At 37.0% G+C, this 19,901-nt stretch carries 22 protein-coding genes; 14 read left to right on the forward strand and 8 right to left on the reverse strand.

All coding sequences use genetic code 11. The features are described 5' to 3' along the window. Positions 1–4: 4 nt before the first annotated feature. Entirely contained in the window at positions 5–835 is an 831-nt protein-coding gene (gene murI / locus QF044_RS00240) for a glutamate racemase (protein WP_307262240.1), read from the forward strand. A gap of 57 nt (positions 836–892) precedes the next feature. On the opposite strand, the gene QF044_RS00245 is transcribed toward murI, so the two are convergent. Continuing rightward, positions 893–1,492: an NAD(P)H-dependent oxidoreductase gene (locus tag QF044_RS00245; protein ID WP_307262242.1), complete on the reverse strand. Its 600-nt coding sequence runs from the start codon at positions 1,490–1,492 to the stop codon at positions 893–895. An 84-nt stretch (positions 1,493–1,576) separates the two neighbouring features. On the opposite strand from QF044_RS00245, the gene QF044_RS00250 reads away from it, so the two are divergent. Next, entirely contained in the window at positions 1,577–1,927 is a 351-nt protein-coding gene (locus QF044_RS00250; protein ID WP_307262245.1) for a helix-turn-helix domain-containing protein, read from the forward strand. Here the strand turns inward: QF044_RS00250 and QF044_RS00255 are convergent. The 4 genes from QF044_RS00255 to QF044_RS00270 all read right to left on the reverse strand — a co-directional run bounded on the left by QF044_RS00255 (position 1,924) and on the right by QF044_RS00270 (position 4,321). Further along, a complete protein-coding gene (locus QF044_RS00255) occupies positions 1,924–2,496 on the reverse strand; it encodes an RsmD family RNA methyltransferase (protein WP_307262247.1) in 573 nt (190 codons plus the stop codon). The two genes, QF044_RS00250 and QF044_RS00255, sit on opposite strands and share 4 nt — an antisense overlap. An 82-nt stretch (positions 2,497–2,578) precedes the next feature. Next, positions 2,579–3,295, reverse strand: coding sequence for a DUF3822 family protein (locus QF044_RS00260; protein ID WP_307262250.1), 717 nt, complete (start codon positions 3,293–3,295; stop codon positions 2,579–2,581). Positions 3,296–3,313: 18 nt separating this feature from the next. Next, positions 3,314–3,736, reverse strand: a complete 423-nt coding sequence (locus tag QF044_RS00265) for a Smr/MutS family protein (protein ID WP_307262252.1) — start codon at positions 3,734–3,736, stop codon at positions 3,314–3,316. 87 nt (positions 3,737–3,823) lie between these two features. After that, positions 3,824–4,321, reverse strand: a complete 498-nt coding sequence (locus QF044_RS00270; RefSeq protein WP_307262255.1) for a metallophosphoesterase — start codon at positions 4,319–4,321, stop codon at positions 3,824–3,826. Positions 4,322–4,452: 131 nt separating this feature from the next. Here QF044_RS00270 and QF044_RS00275 point away from each other — a divergent pair, with 131 nt between their 5' ends. Next, positions 4,453–6,000, forward strand: coding sequence for a serine hydrolase (locus tag QF044_RS00275; RefSeq protein ID WP_307262258.1), 1,548 nt, complete (start codon positions 4,453–4,455; stop codon positions 5,998–6,000). A 174-nt stretch (positions 6,001–6,174) separates the two neighbouring features. On the opposite strand, the gene QF044_RS00280 is transcribed toward QF044_RS00275, so the two are convergent. Next, complete coding sequence (locus tag QF044_RS00280) at positions 6,175–6,651, reverse strand: histidine phosphatase family protein (protein ID WP_307262260.1); 477 nt, start codon at positions 6,649–6,651, stop codon at positions 6,175–6,177. A 115-nt stretch (positions 6,652–6,766) separates the two neighbouring features. Between QF044_RS00280 and ruvX the strand changes: the two genes are divergently transcribed. The 7 genes from ruvX (at position 6,767) to QF044_RS00315 (ending at position 11,438) form a co-directional block, all read left to right on the forward strand. Beyond that, positions 6,767–7,183, forward strand: a complete 417-nt coding sequence (gene ruvX, locus QF044_RS00285) for a Holliday junction resolvase RuvX (RefSeq protein WP_307262262.1) — start codon at positions 6,767–6,769, stop codon at positions 7,181–7,183. Then, a complete protein-coding gene (gene def / locus QF044_RS00290; protein ID WP_307262265.1) occupies positions 7,180–7,752 on the forward strand; it encodes a peptide deformylase in 573 nt (190 codons plus the stop codon). Before ruvX ends, def begins: the two co-directional genes overlap by 4 nt. 74 nt (positions 7,753–7,826) lie before the next feature. Beyond that, entirely contained in the window at positions 7,827–8,378 is a 552-nt protein-coding gene (locus tag QF044_RS00295) for a DUF5606 domain-containing protein (protein WP_307262268.1), read from the forward strand. A gap of 322 nt (positions 8,379–8,700) precedes the next feature. Next, entirely contained in the window at positions 8,701–9,468 is a 768-nt protein-coding gene (gene mazG, locus QF044_RS00300) for a nucleoside triphosphate pyrophosphohydrolase (RefSeq protein WP_307262270.1), read from the forward strand. Position 9,469: 1 nt separating this feature from the next. Next, entirely contained in the window at positions 9,470–9,685 is a 216-nt protein-coding gene (locus tag QF044_RS00305; protein WP_307262272.1) for a hypothetical protein, read from the forward strand. Continuing rightward, positions 9,682–10,551, forward strand: a complete 870-nt coding sequence (locus tag QF044_RS00310; protein ID WP_307262274.1) for an FUSC family protein — start codon at positions 9,682–9,684, stop codon at positions 10,549–10,551. Before QF044_RS00305 ends, QF044_RS00310 begins: the two co-directional genes overlap by 4 nt. A 2-nt stretch (positions 10,552–10,553) precedes the next feature. Then, positions 10,554–11,438 (forward strand): hypothetical protein, encoded by an 885-nt coding sequence (locus tag QF044_RS00315; protein ID WP_307262276.1) that lies wholly within the window; start codon positions 10,554–10,556, stop codon positions 11,436–11,438. Positions 11,439–11,542: 104 nt separating this feature from the next. Here QF044_RS00315 and QF044_RS00320 read toward each other — a convergent pair whose 3' ends face one another. Then, positions 11,543–15,256: a metallophosphoesterase gene (locus QF044_RS00320; RefSeq protein WP_307262279.1), complete on the reverse strand. Its 3,714-nt coding sequence runs from the start codon at positions 15,254–15,256 to the stop codon at positions 11,543–11,545. A gap of 26 nt (positions 15,257–15,282) precedes the next feature. Between QF044_RS00320 and QF044_RS00325 the strand changes: the two genes are divergently transcribed. Both QF044_RS00325 and QF044_RS00330 read left to right on the forward strand, forming a co-directional pair. Continuing rightward, positions 15,283–16,452, forward strand: a complete 1,170-nt coding sequence (locus QF044_RS00325) for a Pycsar system effector family protein (RefSeq protein ID WP_307262282.1) — start codon at positions 15,283–15,285, stop codon at positions 16,450–16,452. A gap of 15 nt (positions 16,453–16,467) precedes the next feature. After that, positions 16,468–17,391 (forward strand): bestrophin family protein, encoded by a 924-nt coding sequence (locus tag QF044_RS00330; RefSeq protein WP_307262285.1) that lies wholly within the window; start codon positions 16,468–16,470, stop codon positions 17,389–17,391. Between the two features lie 3 nt (positions 17,392–17,394). Here the strand turns inward: QF044_RS00330 and QF044_RS00335 are convergent, their stop codons facing one another. Further along, complete coding sequence (locus QF044_RS00335; RefSeq protein WP_307262288.1) at positions 17,395–17,622, reverse strand: helix-turn-helix domain-containing protein; 228 nt, start codon at positions 17,620–17,622, stop codon at positions 17,395–17,397. Positions 17,623–17,738: 116 nt separating this feature from the next. Between QF044_RS00335 and QF044_RS00340 the strand changes: the two genes are divergently transcribed. Both QF044_RS00340 and QF044_RS00345 read left to right on the forward strand, forming a co-directional pair. Further along, complete coding sequence (locus tag QF044_RS00340; RefSeq protein WP_307262290.1) at positions 17,739–19,082, forward strand: hypothetical protein; 1,344 nt, start codon at positions 17,739–17,741, stop codon at positions 19,080–19,082. 14 nt (positions 19,083–19,096) lie between these two features. After that, entirely contained in the window at positions 19,097–19,672 is a 576-nt protein-coding gene (locus QF044_RS00345) for a DUF6705 family protein (protein ID WP_307262293.1), read from the forward strand. The last annotated feature ends 229 nt before the right edge of the window (positions 19,673–19,901 follow it).

A 19,901-nucleotide genomic window follows, 5' to 3' on the forward strand; every position in this document is an offset into this window, starting at 1 on the left:
TCACTTGAAAACTAAAAAACAAGATTATTCACATCTTTCGCCAAGCCAGCCGATCGGTATTTTCGACAGCGGGGTGGGAGGGCTTACTGTAGCCAAAGAGATCAAAAGACTTCTGCCTCATGAAGATCTGATTTATTTTGGAGATACCAAACACCTTCCGTACGGTGAGAAATCGAAAGAAGCAATTATAGAATATTCTACCAAGATCACCAATTTTCTGCTTCAGCAGAACTGTAAAGCCATTGTAATAGCATGTAATACGGCCACAGCAAATGCTTTAAACGAAGTAATGCAGGCAGTGAGTGGAAAAGTACCTGTTATAGACGTTATTAATCCGGTAGCTGAAAAAGTAGCGTATGAAATTCATAATAATGTTGGGGTAATTGCAACAAAAGCTACGGTGAATTCAGGACTGTATAAAAAAAGCATTAGGAAACAGAATAAATGGATCAAAGTGGATGAACTGGCTACACCTTTGCTGGTTCCTGCTATTGAGGAAGGTTTTAAGAATCATCCGATTACCCATGCCATCATTTATAATTATTTAAGCAATAGCAAGCTGAAAAATATCGAAACGCTGATTCTTGGCTGTACCCATTATCCATTACTGATCGATGAGATCAAACAGTATTATGGAAACAGAGTGCGTGTCATAGATTCTCCCAATATTGTAGCCAATCATCTAAAGATCATTTTGGATAAATACCACCTTCTGAATGATAATAATCCAAAACCGAATTATCACTTTTACCTTTCCGATCTCACGAAAAACTTTGAAAAGATTTCCAAGAAATTCTTCGGAAAGACCATAGATTTAGAACTAAAAGTATTATAATACAGAAAGCTGTTTCCTGAGAAACAGCTTTTATTTTTATTGGAAATTTCAGGATTATTAGGATTCTAAAATAACCATTTCTCTTTTCAGTCTCCTTTTCGGAGTAGTTTCCGGGTGGTTACTGTCGTTATCAGCTCTCTTTCCTATAGCAACGGCGAAAAGCGTTTCATAAGAATCATTTTTCAAGATTTCACTATACTTATCTGTTTCAATACCTTCCATAGGGGTAGAATCAATTCCCATGGCAGCACAAGCCGACAAGAGGATTCCCAAAGACAGATAAACCTGATGTCCCAACCATGATTTGATTGCAGCTTCTCCATTGGGCTTTACCATGGTTCTGTAATAGCTAACTGAAACTTCGGGAAGATTTTCTTCAATCTGTTTTTCAAAATCTGCGGGATCTTTCAATACCTGGAATACGATCACATGACTGCTTTCCAGTACTTTCTCCTTATTAAAATAAGATGCTTCTGCCAATTGCCCCTTTAGTTCAGGCTTATTCACAAAAATAAAATTCCATGGCTGGCTGTTGATAGAAGAAGGGCTTAAATTAAGGATCTCTTTCAATTCTGTAATCTGTTCTGCACTGATCTTGGCTTGAGGATTATACTTTTTTACCGTATACCTCTTTTTCATTTGGTCTAAAAAATTCATAAATTATTGTACTATCATTTTTATAGTTACAAAAGTAATTTAAGTTTACTACCTTTGCAATAACGGTTAAAAATGATAGTATAAATGTATACAGTAGATAACAAATCTTATCCTTGTTGTACCAGTGTAACCATGAGGTTTATCGGCGGGAAATGGAAAGCAGTCATTTTACACCACTTAATTGATGGTGCCAAAAGATATAATGAATTAAGAAAATCCATTCCTACCATTACGGAAAGGACGTTGAGCTTGCAGCTTAAACAAATGGAGGAGGATGGAATTATAAGTAGAAAGGTTTTTACGGAAAAGCCACCTTTGGTAGTTGAATATGCATTAACGGACTTCGGAAAGACTTTACTTCCGGTACTTGAAGCTATTACCAACTGGGGTATTTCAGCACCTGATTATTCCGTAAAAAAAATAATCAGGAATTAAATTTCCTGATTAACTTCTTTATTCGCTTCGAAAAAACTGAAACTTACATTTCCGTACTTTCGGGTGTCTATTAAATTCGGGTGTTCCAGCTTCATTCTGCTTTGATGTTCTACGATCAGGATGCCATTCTGTTTAACATATTTATTGTTCAGAACCAAAGACAGCAGTTCATAGTATTTCTTCTCTTCCATTTCAAAGGGAGCGTCAGAAAATACAATCTCGAAACTCTTATTATTTCTGAATTTTTTAAGCCAGTCGAAGACATCGCCTCTCTGAACATTGATCTGCTTTGACATATCCAGTTCTGAAGCCGTAGAATTGATAAAACTGGTATGTTTCGGATTCATTTCCACTGAAGTGATATCCTGGCATCCTCTTGAACCGAATTCAAAAGTAATGGAACCGATGCCTGCAAAAAGATCGAGAACGGATATCGACTGCATATCATATTTATTTTCCAGGATGCTGAAAAGCGCTTCCTTCGCAAAATCCGTTGTAGGTCTTACATCAAAATTTTTGGGAGCGGCTATTTTCTTGGCTTTCCATTTACCTGAGATTATTCTGAACATATTTATTTAGTTGTTAGGTCGCAGATTACAGGCGACAGGTCAGTATATTCGGGAATAAGTCCTCTGACCTGCAGCCTGCAACCTAATTAAGTATAAAATTCTTATTGGGAACGTTGTCAAAAACAATTCTCATATTCTTGACGAATTTCTGTAATTCGGAAATAAAAGTTTCATTTTCCGTAGTTTCACCATAAGCGTAAAAATTAGTTTCATTGATTCCAAAACCTATTTTGCTTAGTGTAAACATTACGAAATAAAGAAAATCTACCTCAGAATTCACGTCCAGATTATTGTATAAAATCACCTTCTTGCTATCAATGGCAAAAAATTCACACTGATTGTGATAGAGATTGATATGAATTTCCTTATTATTCTTATTATTAATAGAGTTTAAAAACTTCTCTCCCGAAAAATTAAAATGAACCGGAACCGCCAGCTCTTTTATTTTCCTGTAAAAGTTTTTTGGGAACGTATAATAAAACTGTACACCAAACTTTTTGTTGACAGAAAGCATCAGCTCTTCTTTTTCCTTATTAGCCGGGGCATTGAAAGCAATCAGTTCAAATCCTGCTTCATGTTCCGAAAACCCCTCCGGCATCAGCGTAAAATGATTCAGTGCAGAAATCACGTGGATCTCTTCAAACCTCTGCTTCAGAAGAATTTCATCCAATTTATCTTCTATAAGATTTTCCGGTGTTTCTTCCGTAACGAAATAAGACTTTTCCTCCAGGATGCTTTTGTTCTTTGCAATCTGGCAGATTAATCCGTCTTTGGTAAAAAGTAAATTAAGTACGTTCATATTTCAATTGATGCAAATTTAGTGAAATTCTATCATAACCGCACCCGATTGATGGTGAAGTATTTCCTTATTGTAAAAATCGATATCTGTCTGGCTTTGTAAAACATCCATGACCATTCTCTGAAGCGTACCGTCGCCAATTCCGTGAACGATCTCAAGCCTCTTAAGATGATGCTTTCTGCAGAAATCCAGAACTTCAGTTAGTTTTGCTTTTTGAATGAACAGTCTTTCAAAACTGTCATAATCACTGGGGTTTTTTACAAGGTTTTCAAAGTGAAGATCAAGAACCATGTGATTTTTCTGATGTTTTTTGGAAATAATTTTCTTTGGTTCTGCTTTTTTCACAATCCTGATATTTTCATAAAGATCAGCATTTTTGGGAACCAGTTTCTCTTTCGGATATTGATAGGTAAATCCATATTCGTCCTTAAAAAACAACAATATTTCCGTTCACGGAAGTAATAATCCCGCTTAAATCTTCATCTACTACAGAAACTTGGTCTCCGATCTTCATATCTATTCTTAAAATTAAATTTTCGGCCCCAGTTCAATGATCTCCAGATCCTTAATCTCATCACCTTCCACAACGAAGCGTATCATTGTTCTCATCTTGTGCCATCCCTGTTTACCACATGCACCGGGATTTAGGTGAAGCAAATTGTTTTTCTGGTCAAACATAGCCTTCAGGATATGAGAATGCCCTGAAATAAATAGTTTAGGAGCCTTTGCAGAAATCTCTTTATGGGTTAAAGGCGTATATTTTCCTGGATAACCTCCGATATGGATCATCAGAACCTCAAGATTCTCACAGAAAAAACGGTTCACCTCAGGAAACTCAGCTCGGATCTTCGTATTATCTATATTGCCGTAAACACCTTTTAAAGGCTTTATTTTTTCCAGTTCTTCTATAACTTCTATACTTCCGAAATCACCACAATGCCATATTTCATCAGCCTGAGAAGCATATTCTAAAATACGGTCATCTATATAAGAATGAGAATCGGAAAGGAGGAGAATTTTGGTCATGAAGATCTGATATTTCTGCAAAGTTATGAAAGATTTAAATTTTATTGAATCTTGTAAATCTTAAATAAATAAAACTTAGGTAATAAAACAGGCATCATTGAATATTTATTAAATTTGAAAAAATTAAAAAAATGAAGCAGAAATTTTCTTTTCTACTTTTTCTAGCGGCAGTGGGCCTGTTTAATGCCCAGGTTGAAGAAAAAAAATTGGATGAGCTCATCCAGAATACTTTAAAGACTTTCGATGTGCCGGGAATGTCTGTAGGCATAATAAAAGACGGAAAAGTGATCTATTCCAAAGGTTTCGGGCAGCGTTCTCTTACCACCAAACAGCCAATGGATGATAATACTTTGGTAGGTATTGCATCCAATTCCAAAGGGTTTACCTGTACTGCGCTTGCTATTTTAGCCGATGAAGGAAAGCTGAACTGGGATGATAAAGTTTCAAAATACATCCCTGAATTTCAGATGTATGATCCATACGTTTCGCAAAATATAACCATTAAAGATCTGATTACCCATCGAGCTGGACTGGGACTAGGACAAGGCGATCTGATGTTTTTTCCGGAAGGCGGAAATCTGACTGTGAATGATATTGTTCACAATGTAAGATACCTGAAGCCTGAAAACCCTTTCAGAACAACATTAGACTATAACAATATCATGTTCATCATAGCTGGAGAAGTGATCCACAGGATTTCCGGACTCAGTTGGGCCGAATTTATAGAGCAAAGAATTATGAAACCTGTAGGAATGACTTCAAGTTTTGGAAGCTACAGCAGAGCTAAGGCCGTATCCAATAAGATTGATGCTCATGCTCCGGTAGACGGAAAAGCCATTGCAGTTCCCCATGATTGGAATGAAACCGGAAATGCAGCAGGCGGAATCATGAGTAATATTAAAGATATGACCACTTGGGCAGAATGTCTTTTAAATAATTTCACGACCAAAGACGGTAAGAAACTCGTTTCAGATAAGAATGTTCAGCAGTTATGGAGTCTGCAGATTCCTGATAAAGTTGCCATGAAAAATCCTTATGACACGAGCTTTTACGGCTACGGATTGGGATGGTTCCTAAGCGATGTGAAAGGTCACAAACAAATTCAGCATACCGGCGGTTTGATTGGGACGGTTACCCAGTTTACCCTGATTCCTGATATGAAATTAGGAATTGTTGTACTTACCAACCAGCAGTCCGGTGCCGCTTTCAACACGATTACAAACACTGTAAAAGATTCTTATCTAGGCATGGCAGACAGAAACTGGCTGAAAACCTACGGTGAGAGAATGTCAAAAGTAAACCTAGAATATGACAAGCAGAAAAAAGAAGCTTTCGCTAAATCTGATGCCTTTAAAAAAGATAAAAACCTTCAGCCAAAAGCAGAACAGTTCACCGGAAAATATAATGACCAATGGTTTGGAGATGTTGAAATTGTACAGCAGGGAAATACCTACAGAATTGCATGCAAAAATTCTCCAAGACTGAAAGGGGAACTGCTTCCTTATTCCAATAATTCATTCATCATCAAATGGGACGACAGAAGCTATGATGCCGATGCCTACATCATTTTCGATTATGATGAAACCGGAAAAGCAGCATCTGCAAGATTAAAGCCTATCTCAGATGTTACGGACTTTAGCTTCGATTTCGATGATCTCGATCTGAAAAAAGTAAAATAAGGGAAATAAAAAATATTCAATAGAAACGGGCTTTAGCCCGTTTTTTTTATGCAGGATGTGTAGATTTTAGCTTTTGAAGAGGAACACTATTGAAAGCAATTGCTTTGAATAAGTCTTCTCCTTTTTCTGACATGGAAAAAGGAGCAGGTAAATAATCAGGTAAAAAAGATGAAACTATATTTTCCCTGGCTCATAAAAAAACAGAAGTTTTTTACCGGCACCGTCAAATTCAGACCACGAATTGCAGTCGATTTCAAAACCGGCTACTCCGCAGGTGGGGAAATGAAAAATATCTTCAGAAATTGAATTTGCAAAATTGGAAATTCCGTTGTTATGTGAAAAGAGAGCCACAGAGCTTACGCTGTCATCCAGATCGTAGATTACAGATTCAAAATTCCTTTCTGAAGGATTGTAAAGCTTCTCTTCTGTAGAGACATTCAGCTGATAGGTTTGGTTGAATATTTTACATGTATTTAATGCACGTACTGCCGGACTGGAAACAAACCGGTCAATAGAAATGTTATTGCTTTTCATGAATCTGGACATGTTCATGGCGTCTTCCAATCCCTTGTCTGCCAAGGGTCTGTCGAAGTCCTCTGTTTCTTCCGGCCAGTCGCTTTTCGCATGTCTTACGAGGATGAGTTTCTTCATATTTTCGTTTTTTGGAAGATTAAAATTATAAAAAAAATAATGGAATAAAACATCATTTCCATAAAAAAGCTGCGTTATGAATAAAATCATTAAATTTTACTAAATTTGCACACTTATGGGACAGATCCTTGCAATAGACTATGGAAAGGCACGCTGCGGCATCGCTGCAACAGATGATATGCAGATCATTGCCAGCGGTCTGGACACCATCCAGACTCCGGTTTTGATAGATTTTTTAAAGAAATATTTCATCGAAAATAAAGTGGATGAAGTGGTGGTAGGGCTTCCCATAGATCTGAAAGGAAACGTTTCCGAAGTGGAGACCGATATTTTAAAATTCATTGGAGAATTTCAGAAAGAATTTCCAGGAATTACGGTTCACCGTTTTGATGAAAGATTTACCTCCAAAATGGCTTCATTTTTTATTTCCCAAAGTGGAAAAAGTAAAAAGAAGAGACAGGAAAAGGGGTTGATAGATAAAGTAAGCGCAACGATTATATTGCAGAATTTTTTAGAACAAAGAACAAGATGATTTTACCGATAAGAGCTTTTGGAGATCCTGTTTTGAGAAAAGTAGGAAAAGATATAGACCAAGATTATCCAGGTTTACAGGAACTTATAGATAATATGTTCGAAACCATGTACAGTGCCAACGGCATAGGATTGGCTGCGCCGCAAATCGGGCTGGATCTGCGCCTGTTTGTCATAGATGTGACTCCTCTTGCAGACGACGAAGATTACGAAGATATCAAAGACGAACTGGCTGATTTCAAGAAAGTTTTCATTAATGCAACGATTCTTGAAGAATCCGGCGAAGAATGGAAATTCAATGAAGGATGTCTTTCTATTCCTGATGTAAGAGAAGATGTAAAGAGAAAAGGAACAATCGTTATTGAATATTATGACGAAAATTTTGTAAAACATACAGAAACTTTTTCCGATATTAGAGCCCGCGTAATTCAGCATGAGTATGATCACATTGAAGGAGTTCTTTTCACCGACCATTTAAGCACTTTGAAGAAAAAACTGGTGAAAGGTAAACTGACGAAGATCTCTCAGGGTGAGGTAAGCATTAGCTACAAAATGAGATTTCCAAAGTAATTAAACAAGGATTAAAAAAATAATACACAGCAAAAAGCCTTGAGCCGATTGCAGAATTTACAAAAAATAAAATTATGCTGTTAGAAAAAATAATTTCAATTTCCGGAAAGCCAGGACTTTTCAAATTAGTTTCTCAATTAAGAAACGGTTTCATTATTGAAGATGTTAGTTCCAAGAAAAAAGTAAGTATTGGAAACTCTAGTCAAGTGAGTTTATTAGACAATATTGCTATGTTTACATTTGATAAAGAAGTTCCTTTGTTCGAAGTTTTTGAAAATATTGCTAAGAATTACGATTATAAAGAAGCTATTTCTCACAAATCTTCGGATGATGTTCTGAAGGATTTCATGACGGCTTCTCTTCCTAATTATGATACAGATAGGGTATATGCTTCAGATATTAAGAAGCTGGCTCAATGGTATAATATTCTTCACAAAGCAGGATACATTACTCCTGAAAGCTTCGTAAAAGCAGAACCTGAAACATTAGAGGGAGCAAAAGAAGAAGTAAGCATTGATGCTCCTAAAAAAGCAGCTCCAAAAGCTGAAAAACCTGCCGCTCCAAAAGTAAAAGCGACTTCTGCCGCGAAAGCAGCTCCAAAAAGTACACATACCAAGAAAGGATAATTTATCCCGGATTGTAAAATATAACTCCCTGTCAGAAAGTTCCTGACAGGGAGTTTTTCTATACCCGATTTAAGGCAACTTAGGAGACTGTAGCGTAAAAAAATAAATTCTGTGAACGCTAAAAAAACTACTGTTTGAAGTACGGGATAAATTTAAAACTGAATCAACAATATTAAATCTGTACAATTTCGGAATTTTAGAGAACAGAAATTATTTTTAGTGAAAGATTTCAAGTCTTGGATGTTTCATTTTTGTTTAAAGACAAAAGAACTTTATTAATAAAGATTTACCCTAAATTTGCACTACTTTCAATTCTTAACTTATGAATACCAGACAAGAAAAACTAGAAGCCTTCGGAAGATTGTTAGACATCATGGATGATCTGCGTGAAAAATGTCCGTGGGATCAAAAGCAGACGCTGCAGTCTCTTCGTCATTTAACTTTAGAAGAAACCTATGAACTTTCTGATGCTATACTTCAGGAAGATTTACAGGAAATCAAAAAGGAGCTTGGCGACGTGCTGCTTCATCTTGTTTTTTATTCTAAAATAGGTTCAGAAAAAGAGAGCTTCGATATTGCGGATGTCATCAATTCTCTAAACGAAAAACTGATCTTCCGTCATCCCCATATTTACGGTGATGTAGAAGTGAAGGATGAGGAAGAAGTAAAACAGAACTGGGAAAAGTTAAAGCTGAAGGAAGGCAATACATCTATTTTGGGCGGCGTTCCGAAAAGTCTTCCCAGTTTGGTAAAAGCCTACAGGATTCAGGATAAAGTAAAGGGAATCGGTTTTGAATTTCATGATGCAGAAGATGCCTGGAAAAAAGTAGATGAAGAGATCCGGGAGTTCTATGAGGAAACTGATCCGCATAAAAAAGAGCTGGAACTTGGCGATGTATTTTTTTCACTCATCAATTATGCACGGATTTCAGGACTTAATCCGGATTCTGCGCTGGAAAGAACAAATTTAAAATTCATTTCAAGATTCCAGAAGATGGAAAATCTTGCTGAGAAATCTGATCTGAAGCTGGCTGATCTGTCTCTGGAAGAGATGGATGTACTGTGGGAAAAAGCGAAACTGATGTCATAATATGGAAGCTGAGCGGTCTGAAAATCATAGGTTTCACTATCTCCTGGAATTCAAAAAGACAGAAAGGAAGTGGCATTTTCCGTTTCTTGCAGCACTCTGTATCGGAAGCTGTCTTTTCATAGGCTATTTTTTAGGAAAACCCAATTACGGAAGCCTGTCAAGTTTAGGAGCGCTTACGATTTTATATTCACCTCTGCGCCTATCACCCAGCGGATGATTCACCTGGCGGTATGTGCATTTGGGATGGTTTTTTCTTTTACCATAAGTTTATTTTTTAGCTTTAATGGATATACGGCCGCTTTATCTTTGGGAGTTGTGGCCTTTCTGGCCCATTTTATAACATCCTATTTTAAAATTCCTCCGCCGGGAAATTTTTTCTTTATTATGCTGGCAGCAATGGCAAGTACCTACCAATTTGACCTTGAAATGATTCCGGCAAGGGTAGGACTTGTGGCTATGGGAGCAATTCTGTCTTGTACTCTTGCTTTTCTATATTCTGTTTTTATAGAAAAAGGAGATGTTTTTTCTGTTCCGAGAAGGAGAAGTTTTAAAAAGAGAAGATATACCAAATTTGTAGAAAGCAGTATTATCGGTTTCTTTATGATGCTGACACTGATTGTTGGTCATCTTTTAAAATTTGAAAACACCTATTGGATCTCCATTGCAGCAGTAGCTATTATACAGGGAAGGAATTTTGAGCATGTCCGCCAAAGGAATATGCACCGCATCCTTGGAACCTTTATTGGAATAGGTTTTGCATGGCTCATCCTGCTTTTTGAACCTGCAAAAATAGAAATGATTATCACCATCACCATATTGCAGTTCATTATAGAGCTGCTGATTGTTAGAAATTATGGTTTTGCCGTTATCTTTATAACCCCGCTGACCATTCTTTTGACAGAAACCGGAAGTATGGTTCATCATAACGTAGAAAACCTGATGCATGCGAGACTTCTGGATACCATTATTGGAAGTTTAATCGGACTTGCTGCCGGTTTTTTTCTTCACCATCAGCAGATTATTAATAACTTAGAGAAAAATATACGGTACTCGTATTTTCAGTTTAAAAAATTAAATAAATAGCTATGTTGCGTATCCTTACCCTGTCTGCTTTCCTGTTGTGGAGCTGTAATCCAAAAGCTCAGGACTCCCCAAAAACGGATGATTTAACAGTTGAATTTCCCCTTCCTAAAAAGCTGAAAGAAGTTTCAGGAATTGCTTTATCTCATGATGGAAATATTATCTGGGCTATAGAAGATCAGGGAAATAAAAACATGGTTTACGGATTAAACAGGCAGGGCAAGCAGGTAGCTGATGTTGTGGTAGAAAATGCTGAGAACAATGACTGGGAAGATATTACAAAAGATGCTCAGGGAAATATTTACATTGGGGATTTTGGAAATAATGACAATAACAGACAGAATCTTGCTATTTTAAAGTTAGATTTACAAGATGCTTCCCAGAAAACAACAAAAGCGATCCAGACGACAAAATTTCATTACGAAGGCCAGACAGAATTCCCTCCAAAAAAATCAAACTGGCTGTATGACTGTGAAGCTTTCGTAGAAATGAACGGAAACTTCTATCTCTTCACCAAAAACAGAAGCAAAGGTTTTGACGGAACTTTCCTTGTATTCCAGCTTCCTAATCGGGAAGGGGAGTTTGAAGCCAAATTAATAGGGAAACTTAAGCTTGCAGGGAAGTACAGCGATGCTGCCATCACTTCTGCCGCCATCAACAGTACCAATGATAAGATCGTTCTGCTTACCCATAGAAATATCCATGTTCTTTCTGGATTCACAGCAGATAACTTCAATACGGCAAAAATTGAAAAAGTGCCGTTGAATCATAATTCACAGAAAGAAGCTATTGTTTTCCTGGATGATAAAACCCTGCTGATCGCAGATGAAAAAGATAAGGAAAAAGGAGGGAATGTATATAGATTTGAATTTGACTTCAAAACTAAATAATGACTGCTGCAAAAGCTTAAATCTGACATAAATAAAAACAAGAGGGACAAAAAAATTGTCCCTCTTGTTTTATTAATATAGAATTAAATATAAAAGCGATAGAATTAGAAAGTCATTCCAACACCTGCAGAGATTCTTCCTCCGTCAGAACCATAGAAGTAATTCAGTCTCGCAGAGAACATTTCTACAACGCTCAGCCAGAATCCTGCTCCTACAGACTGATGCCACTTTTTAGAATCCTCACCGTCGTTCCAGACACGTCCGAGATCATATCCGATCAGAACTCCCATATTGGCCGGAACAATGTTATTTCTCACCCTTCCGAAATCCCACCGGATCTCAGAATTATTGGTAAAATAAGATTTCCCTGAGAACCTGTCATTTCTGAAAGCCCTCATTCCGTTATTTCCGCCAATACTCGCTGCCTGGTAGAATTCAAAGTCATTATTGCTGATCCACATTGCATTGCTGGAGTTGGCAAAAACAAAATTTCCTCTTTTATCAATTCTGTGATCTATAGCCAGTCTTCCTTTCAGAGTAAAGAAGTTCTTGTCTGTATTGGAAAGATTGGTTTTCCAGTCTGCATTGACCAGAAACTCAAGTCCTAAAGTAGGAAAAGCTTTATTATCCAGATTTTTGAAACTGAAAGTGTAATTGGCCCCTGCAAACTGCTGGCTTTTGAAAACGTCAGGTCTTACATCGGCAGACTGATCCACAAAGCGGTCACCATTTCTCTGCACCTTATTATCCTCAAACGTCAGCTGGAACTGATGCTGAAGGTTCATCCAGCTTTTTTTAGAGATCGACGGTGCAAAATTGAACTTGGAAATTCTTGCCCTGTTGTATTCTCTTTCCGTATTTTCTTTATCGTATACACTTTCATTAGACAGTCCGAAGAAATTTTCTGCGAATCTTGGAGTAGTGTACGCCGCATCGAGATTGAAATCCCAGCCCGATATTGCTTTTTTGAATATACCTTTATAAGCCGCATTAAATCCGCCTGTAGCCGTATAGAAATTAACTTTAAGGCTATGCTTTTGTGTATAAGGATCACGGATAAAGTTATTCACTGTATAATTAGCCAGAACTCCCAAAATCACACCATCATCCGGGTTGTAATCTGCATTCGGATAGCCGGCAAAGAAATTATATTTCGGATGTTTGTAATTGTACGTATTGATATCATAATCATCAGAAATATTTTTCGTCCCTGAACCGTTGTACGTATTTTTCTGGGATTTAAAATCATAAATCTTTACACTTTTTCCGTCTGCAATATTATAAACATCGTGGTTATAGCCCCCAATAAGTCGTATATTTGTCTTTGGCCTACCTTCTCCTGCAACATCATAAATATCATCATCTTCAAGACCGTAGATCCAAAGTTCTTTCGTTTTTGAATCTTCATAGGTTTTCTCAAAAACCAGCTCAGGATTTTCCTTGTTTTTGTCTAATTTATATTGTTTTACATTCACGGAATGACCGTTTTTTGTAATGACAAACTTGTCCGGATTTACTGTTCCTGCCAGCGAAACCTTTTCCTGGAGTACATTATAATACTGCGCAGCATAATCCTGCAGTTTTGTTTTTCTTATCTTTAATTTTCTCTGAATATCAGCAATCGTTTCATCTTTTACCTCCTTCGGTAGATTAGAGAAAGCTTCGTCAATATCAGCATCCGTCAAATGTTCCTGAATATATTTTGCCTGTTCCGTCCACTCTTCCTGTGTTGCTCCCTTTAAAAAGACAAGATCTAAAGGATAAGGCTCCATATTGATCCACTTTACATTTTTAATCTCTTCCTTAAATGTTTTCATGTGGCGGATGGCCGGAACATTCATGATAATCTTGAAAGTTGCCCCGTCATATTTACTGAAAGCCTGATCTCTGTCTTTCGGGATCGGTTTGTAAACAACCTTATCACCGTCCTGGTATTCTGCCCATTTCCACTGGTCGGAATGTCTGTCCCAGTCACCGATCAGCATATCAAAGATTCTTGCTCTTATGTACGATTCCCGGTCTACGGAATACTTATAATTTTTGGTGAAATTTTTCAGCACATCATCTGTAGAAACAATATCTTTAGCATTGTCCAGTGAAGCCAGCGTTTTAGGATCAGAAGAAAAGCGTTCTTCGATCATGTACATTTCATCCCCGAAATTCTTATTATATTCTCCTAAAGCATACTGCTTTGGAATATAATATAATTTCGGATTACTGTGAAAAATACCGAGCTTATCAGCCATATTTCCTACTGAAAAAGGGGTAAACGGATGATTGGTGGTATAGAAATCCAGCAGGAACTTTTCAGGAAAGGTATTGTTCAGCTCATTCCCGAAAGTGCTTTTTTTGAAAGCCATATTATTCAGAAAACGAACGGCACTCTTCTTCACGCCTCGCATCACAAATTCCTGTCCGTCTGCTGCCTTTAGTCTTAAGCTGTTCGACTGATTTCCTCCGCCTTCTCTGAAAGGGGTAAATCCGCCATTCAGGGAAGTAAGATCTGCCGTTGGTGCCTCAATTGGAATCCCGTAATATTTCCTGTAATGCTCACCCCACAGCCAACGGTAAACAGGTCCTTTTTGGGTAAGCTTTACCGGATAAATACTTGAAGTGGCTGTAGCCGGGAAATCCTTTGGATAATTATTAATAAATGCATCAGGTTTTGAAATCACAGAGATATGCGTCAGCTTTTTCAAACTGTTGTCCTTTGTAGAAAAATACTCCACATCAGTACTTTGGTCTTTTCTTATATTCAAAACGGCAAAGCCGCTGCCTCCATAAGAGAAATCGGTTTTTTCTGCAATAGTGGAAGGATCCGTTTTAGAGCCTGCGCCGCTGATAATCTGCCTGATATTCCTCTCTTCATGATACTGAAGATTGTGATCATGTCCCGAAACAAAAATAATGTTTTCTTTATCCTGAACAATGCTTTTTAACCTGTTGGCCAGATCTGCATAATGCTGGTTATTGATATCCTCAAGACTTGCCCCGGAAGAACTTCTCAGTACATTAATCACACTGGCAACTACAGGAACCGGAACTTTGCTTTTAAGCGGATAAAGATGTGATTTTGCAGAATTGAACCCTGCATGAGTTCCACTGCTGATAATAGGGTGATGCAGGGCAACAATAATTCTTTTATCCTGATTTTTAGTGACAAGATCTTTAAATTCTGTGAAGAAATCTTCACGGGTCTTGATCGGACAGTTTTTATTCACTCCCGGATACTGATCCCAGTTTGTAAGTGCCCATTTCGTATCGATCACAATAAGCTTGATATCTTTTGATAAATTAATATCATCAATACCGCAGGAATTTTTAGGAAGAAAAGCTTTTTTGTCATTGAAGTAAGCCTTTACAAGATCTTCCTGAGCCTTTAATCCATCCAGACCGCTTTTCCAGTCATGATTTCCGGGAATAACCAATGTTTTTCCCTTGAAATTTTTGGTGATGGCAAGCTGATTCTCAAGTTTTTCTTTTGCCAGTGCATAGTCTTTGTCTGATTCCTTTGGCATTCCGTTCGGATAGATATTATCGCCAAGAAAGATCAGCATAGAGTTGCTATCTGCAGAATCCAGTTTATTTTTAAGTAAATTTAAAGTGGTCTGCGCCTGAGGCTCATCAGCATTTCCGGCATCCCCGATCAGGAAAATTTTAAAATCATTATCAGATTTGATGTCGGAATTTTTAACTTCAAATAAGTTTTTACCTTTTTTTACGTTATATGTTGCGCAGGAATAGAGAACTCCGGCAGACAATACTGCCCGAAAGGCAATAGAAGTATTTTTTAAATGAGTTTTAAAGGATAAATTCATAAATTTACATTAACAAAAAATCAGGAATGAGCATTTTACACAAAGCTAAAGATTATGTCGAAATCTTATTCAAAGATAGGTTATCTTCTGTATACTTTTACCATAATTTTATTCACACGACCTATACCGTTAATAAGGCAGAGGAGATCTTGCGAAATACGCCTGTATCTAAAGAAGATCAGGAAAAAGTTCTGCTTGCGCTGTGGTTTCATGATACAGGCTATGTAGAATGTGCCCAGAATCATGAGGAAAGAGGTGTGCAGATTCTTACCGATTTTCTAAAGCAGGAAAATTACTCTGAAACTTATATTGAAGATGTTTCTAAGTTGATTCTGGCGACAAAGATCACTTATGAACCACAGAATCTTCTGGAAAAAATTGTGAAAGATGCGGATTGCAGTCATTTTGCCAGTCACGATTATAATGAAATTTCCGATGCACTGAGAAAAGAATGGGAACTTACCAATGTAAAATGTTTCTCCAATGATGAATGGAATGCAGGAAATCTTGAAATGCTTAAAAACAAGCATCACTATTACACGGATTATGCAAAGGAAAACTGGGAGCCTCTGAAAAAGAAAAACATAAAGAAAATAGAAAAAAAGCTTGAAAAAGAAGAGGATAAAAAAGAAAATTCAGACAATAAGAAAGAACCTAAAGAGACAAAGCCTGACAGAAGTGTAGATACCTTATTCAGGGTAACGCTGAACAATCACACCAGACTGAGCGATATTGCTGACAGTAAGGCGAATATTCTGCTTTCGGTTAACGCTATCATTATTTCAGTCTGTCTTTCCGTGCTGGTTCCTAAGCTGGACACACCTAAAAATGCCCACCTGATCATTCCAAGCTTTATCCTGTTGCTTTCAAGTGTTTTGACAATTATATTTGCGATTTTATCTACAAAACCCAATGTAACGAAAACTAATTTTACGGCTCAGGATATCACAGACAGAAAGGTAAATCTTCTGTTCTTCGGAAACTTCCATCAGATGATGTTCAACGATTATCATAATGCTATGAAAGATCTGATCAAAGACAGAGATTATATCTACGATTCTATGGTGAAAGACCTTTATTTCCTGGGGAAAGTGCTTGACAGAAAATACAAGCTTTTATCTATAACGTATAAGATCTTTATGGCAGGAATTATTATTTCTGTGCTTTCTTTCGCCTATGCTTTTCTTTCGCTTTAATATAAATACATACTAATGATTGTAAGACAGCGGACCAACTGGCTGAAAATGTTGTTTATATGGAGAGGCTCTGTATTGAAGAAAATTGTTGTCCAGTTGGTTGTTATTTTAGTTTTTTCCCTGCTCATCTATTTTTTTAAAGGAAAAATATTTGACTATAAGGTACATCTTAATCCAACTATTTTTACGCTCATCGGTCTTGCGCTGGCTATTTTCATGGGGTTCTGCAATTCTGCAAGCTACGACCGTTTCTGGGAAGGACGTAAGCTGTGGGGATCATTGGTCATCGAAACAAGATCTTTGACAAGACAGATTCTTTCATTAGTGAATGATTCCTCACCCGGTGCTAAAGAAGAAAAAGAAAAAATCATCAAAATGGTTTCCGCATTCTGCTGGTCACTGAATGATCAGCTGAGAGATAAATCCGGGACAGAGCACTTAACCAGACTTCTTTCTCCGGAACATGCGGAGTATTTGAAAGATAAAAAATTTATTCCCAGCATCATTCTCGGTTTTATTGCCGACTGGCTGAAAGAACAGCAGCAGAAAGGAAATATTGATACAATCGTGATGACCTCTATGGATCACCAGCTGAACCAGTTCTCCAATATTTCAGGAGGATGTGAGAGAATTTACAATACGCCTTTACCTTTTGCTTACAGTGTTCTGCTTCACCGCACGGTTTATCTGTACTGTTTCTGGCTGCCGTTTGGATTGGTTGATAGTCTGGACTGGATGATGCCTCTGATCGTTCTCTTAATCAGCTATACTTTTATTGCCCTTGATGCTATTATCCAGGAGATCGGGGAACCGTTTGGGGAGGAGGAAAATGATCTTGCCCTGAATAGCCTATGCAGAACAATTGAATATTCCATTTTTGAGCAGGCGGGAATGCCACAGGGCGAGCTTAAAAAGCCGGATTCTTATTTTATAGATTAAGAGCTAGTTTATTTCTTTTAAAAATTCACTTATTGACATTCCAAGAGCATCAGAAATTCTCATAAGGCTGAGAACGGAAGTATTGATAACGCCTCTTTCTATTCTTGTAATCTGTGAAATTTCTATGTCCAGTATAAAAGCAAGTTCCTTTTGCGTGAGGTTTTTCTGAAGACGCAATTCTTGTAGACGTTCTCCTATTTTCTTTAACCTTATTTGATCCAAATCTTTCACATAACAAAGGTTAGAGTTTATGGTCTATTTTAAATAGGCAAATTTGCCTATTTAAAACATTATTCATACGTTTGTGAAAATTATATATCTTTAACAACTTAATTAACACAAAACCTATGAGAAAAAATTTTATCTTCCGGTTCCTTCCGTTGATAGCAATGGCTGTCAGTCTACAGTCATGTAGGACGAACGAAGATTATCTTTCAGGTAATGAAAAACCTTCTTACTCTAACAAGTTTCAGGTGTTTTCGGTAGCCAATAAAGAATCTGTAAACTACGCTCAAGGGTTTAGAACATTGTTGGAAAACTATGACCAAATTAATGGGACCGGCTACTCGAGAGCTGCATTATTGAAAAAAGGAAGCTTTAATAAAAATGAATCAGAGTATGTAGAATTTAACCTGCATTCTCAGGAGATGCTTCTGGACGATGGTGAGCGATGGGTAATATATCCCATCATAAAAAGCAACCAGGTTGATGGCCTTATGGCTGGTATTCTCAGAAATGAGGAAACAGAAGTAGAATTCAGGAAACTGGACTCTGGACATGCCTATTATGATGAGGTGTACAAAATATTCAGCATTGCCTATACAAAAAACAAACTCAAGCATGGTTTGAACAGCAAAAACGGCTGCGGCTTTGAGGAAGATGATGCCTGCGGCATTCCTGATATTATCATTTCTCCTCCTCCCAAACCAAGGCCTACAGGAGGCGGACCCAAGGGAGGATGCACAGGGTATAATAACTGTTTTGACCCAAGTGTAGGAAGCGGTGGCGGAGGCGGAAGCAATACCCCTACGCCAGAGGCACCACAGAATCCTTGTGAGAAAACAAAAGCTCTACTGGAAAATCAGGAAGTAAATGATGTAGTTGCTGATCTGAAAAATCATATGGCCAGTGGAATAGGTGGAGAAAAAGGATGGAAATTAAACAAAAATGGTCCTCCGACACAAACTACTGAAAATGGACCACATAGTGTTGTAATAGGAGATCCTTCTTTATTAAATGGGGCTTATCATAATCACACAGGAACGAAAGTAGATATATTTTCAGCTACGGATGTTGATACTCTTCTTGAAATAGCCAGATATCAAAATATTGGTAACACTGGAAATGCATTTTCAGGTATGGTTGCACCCAATGGCATACATTATGTAATTCACTTTAATGGAAGACATAGTGATTTGCCAGCATCTGGAGCTTTTAGTGAAGTTGATCTTGAAGTATTAAAAATTAGTCAATACAGAAATCAAATTAAACTTTTGTCAGATACTTCTGGAATTTATTGTAATTCTCAAACAGGAAAACTGAATTCAAAAGGATTAGAAAAACTTTTTATGAATACGTTAAAAGCGATGGGATTGGAAAACAAAATTATCTTGCAAAGAATAGATGATGATGGAATAAAAACAATAAAGCAGAATATTGATGGGACTTTAAATCCAGTTCCATGTATTTAAAATAAAAAATTATTATGAAAAATCTTACTATAAAAAGTTTATTGATATTTTTAGCAATAAACTTTAGCTCTTGTAAAGCACAGCAGGTCTACCCATTAAACACTTATCCTGATGATGTTCAAGCAGGCTCATATTTGAAAGACCTTAATAATGAATTGAACTATTATGTTGGCACATGGCAATCGACATTTAATGGACGAACCACCATTCTTTCTATTACGAAAGATGAACATCACCTCCTTAGGCGTGATTTGACAACAACTTTTTATCAGGATATTTTACTCGTAAAATATATCATTAAAGACTCATCTGGGGTAGTTTTACAAAATAATTCTAATGCCCAGGGTGAATCTGACCGAAATTTTATTACCAGTATATCTATAAAAGATAATACTGTATATCTTTATTATAATGGAACAAATTGTGGTGTTGGCTGGGGAGAAATTCTGTTAAAAAAGATTAATCCTTTAAGCTTGTCATGGTCTTATCACCCTAACAGTAGTGTTTTGACAACTAAAAATTGTCCTGGAAATCCTGACAAAACAATTTACCTGCCAGAAGCTGAGAACTTAATCTTTACAAAGCAATAGTGAAAAATATTTATATAGTTTTAGGAGTATCAATTATGTTGTCTTGCAAATCTCAACAAGTATTACCACAAAATAGTTCAGTAATGAACTCTCCTGCTAATTCATATTTAAAGATTTAAATAATGAGTTATGTGGGAGCTTGGATCGCAAATTTTCAAGATAAATATTACAAAAAAATTGCACAAGCCGTTCGAAATGCTTGGTAAATTATTTTCAAGATCAGTTAATT

It is taken from the genome of Chryseobacterium sp. W4I1 (assembly GCF_030816115.1).
In the GTDB taxonomy this organism is placed as follows: domain Bacteria; phylum Bacteroidota; class Bacteroidia; order Flavobacteriales; family Weeksellaceae; genus Chryseobacterium.

Excerpts from the sequence above, each read along its gene's own strand:
- QF044_RS00245 (WP_307262242.1), bottom strand. The coding sequence starts at position 1,492 with ATGAATTTTTTAGACCAAATGAAAAAGAGGTATACGGTAAAAAAGTAT.
- QF044_RS00250 (WP_307262245.1), top strand. The coding sequence starts at position 1,577 with ATGTATACAGTAGATAACAAATCTTATCCTTGTTGTACCAGTGTAACC.
- QF044_RS00255 (WP_307262247.1), bottom strand. The coding sequence starts at position 2,496 with ATGTTCAGAATAATCTCAGGTAAATGGAAAGCCAAGAAAATAGCCGCT.
- QF044_RS00260 (WP_307262250.1), bottom strand. The coding sequence starts at position 3,295 with ATGAACGTACTTAATTTACTTTTTACCAAAGACGGATTAATCTGCCAG.
- QF044_RS00270 (WP_307262255.1), bottom strand. The coding sequence starts at position 4,321 with ATGACCAAAATTCTCCTCCTTTCCGATTCTCATTCTTATATAGATGAC.
- QF044_RS00275 (WP_307262258.1), top strand. The coding sequence starts at position 4,453 with ATGAAGCAGAAATTTTCTTTTCTACTTTTTCTAGCGGCAGTGGGCCTG.
- QF044_RS00280 (WP_307262260.1), bottom strand. The coding sequence starts at position 6,651 with ATGAAGAAACTCATCCTCGTAAGACATGCGAAAAGCGACTGGCCGGAA.
- ruvX (WP_307262262.1), top strand. The coding sequence starts at position 6,767 with ATGGGACAGATCCTTGCAATAGACTATGGAAAGGCACGCTGCGGCATC.
- def (WP_307262265.1), top strand. The coding sequence starts at position 7,180 with ATGATTTTACCGATAAGAGCTTTTGGAGATCCTGTTTTGAGAAAAGTA.
- QF044_RS00295 (WP_307262268.1), top strand. The coding sequence starts at position 7,827 with ATGCTGTTAGAAAAAATAATTTCAATTTCCGGAAAGCCAGGACTTTTC.
- mazG (WP_307262270.1), top strand. The coding sequence starts at position 8,701 with ATGAATACCAGACAAGAAAAACTAGAAGCCTTCGGAAGATTGTTAGAC.
- QF044_RS00305 (WP_307262272.1), top strand. The coding sequence starts at position 9,470 with ATGGAAGCTGAGCGGTCTGAAAATCATAGGTTTCACTATCTCCTGGAA.
- QF044_RS00310 (WP_307262274.1), top strand. The coding sequence starts at position 9,682 with ATGATTCACCTGGCGGTATGTGCATTTGGGATGGTTTTTTCTTTTACC.
- QF044_RS00315 (WP_307262276.1), top strand. The coding sequence starts at position 10,554 with ATGTTGCGTATCCTTACCCTGTCTGCTTTCCTGTTGTGGAGCTGTAAT.
- QF044_RS00320 (WP_307262279.1), bottom strand. The coding sequence starts at position 15,256 with ATGAATTTATCCTTTAAAACTCATTTAAAAAATACTTCTATTGCCTTT.
- QF044_RS00325 (WP_307262282.1), top strand. The coding sequence starts at position 15,283 with ATGAGCATTTTACACAAAGCTAAAGATTATGTCGAAATCTTATTCAAA.
- QF044_RS00330 (WP_307262285.1), top strand. The coding sequence starts at position 16,468 with ATGATTGTAAGACAGCGGACCAACTGGCTGAAAATGTTGTTTATATGG.
- QF044_RS00340 (WP_307262290.1), top strand. The coding sequence starts at position 17,739 with ATGAGAAAAAATTTTATCTTCCGGTTCCTTCCGTTGATAGCAATGGCT.
- QF044_RS00345 (WP_307262293.1), top strand. The coding sequence starts at position 19,097 with ATGAAAAATCTTACTATAAAAAGTTTATTGATATTTTTAGCAATAAAC.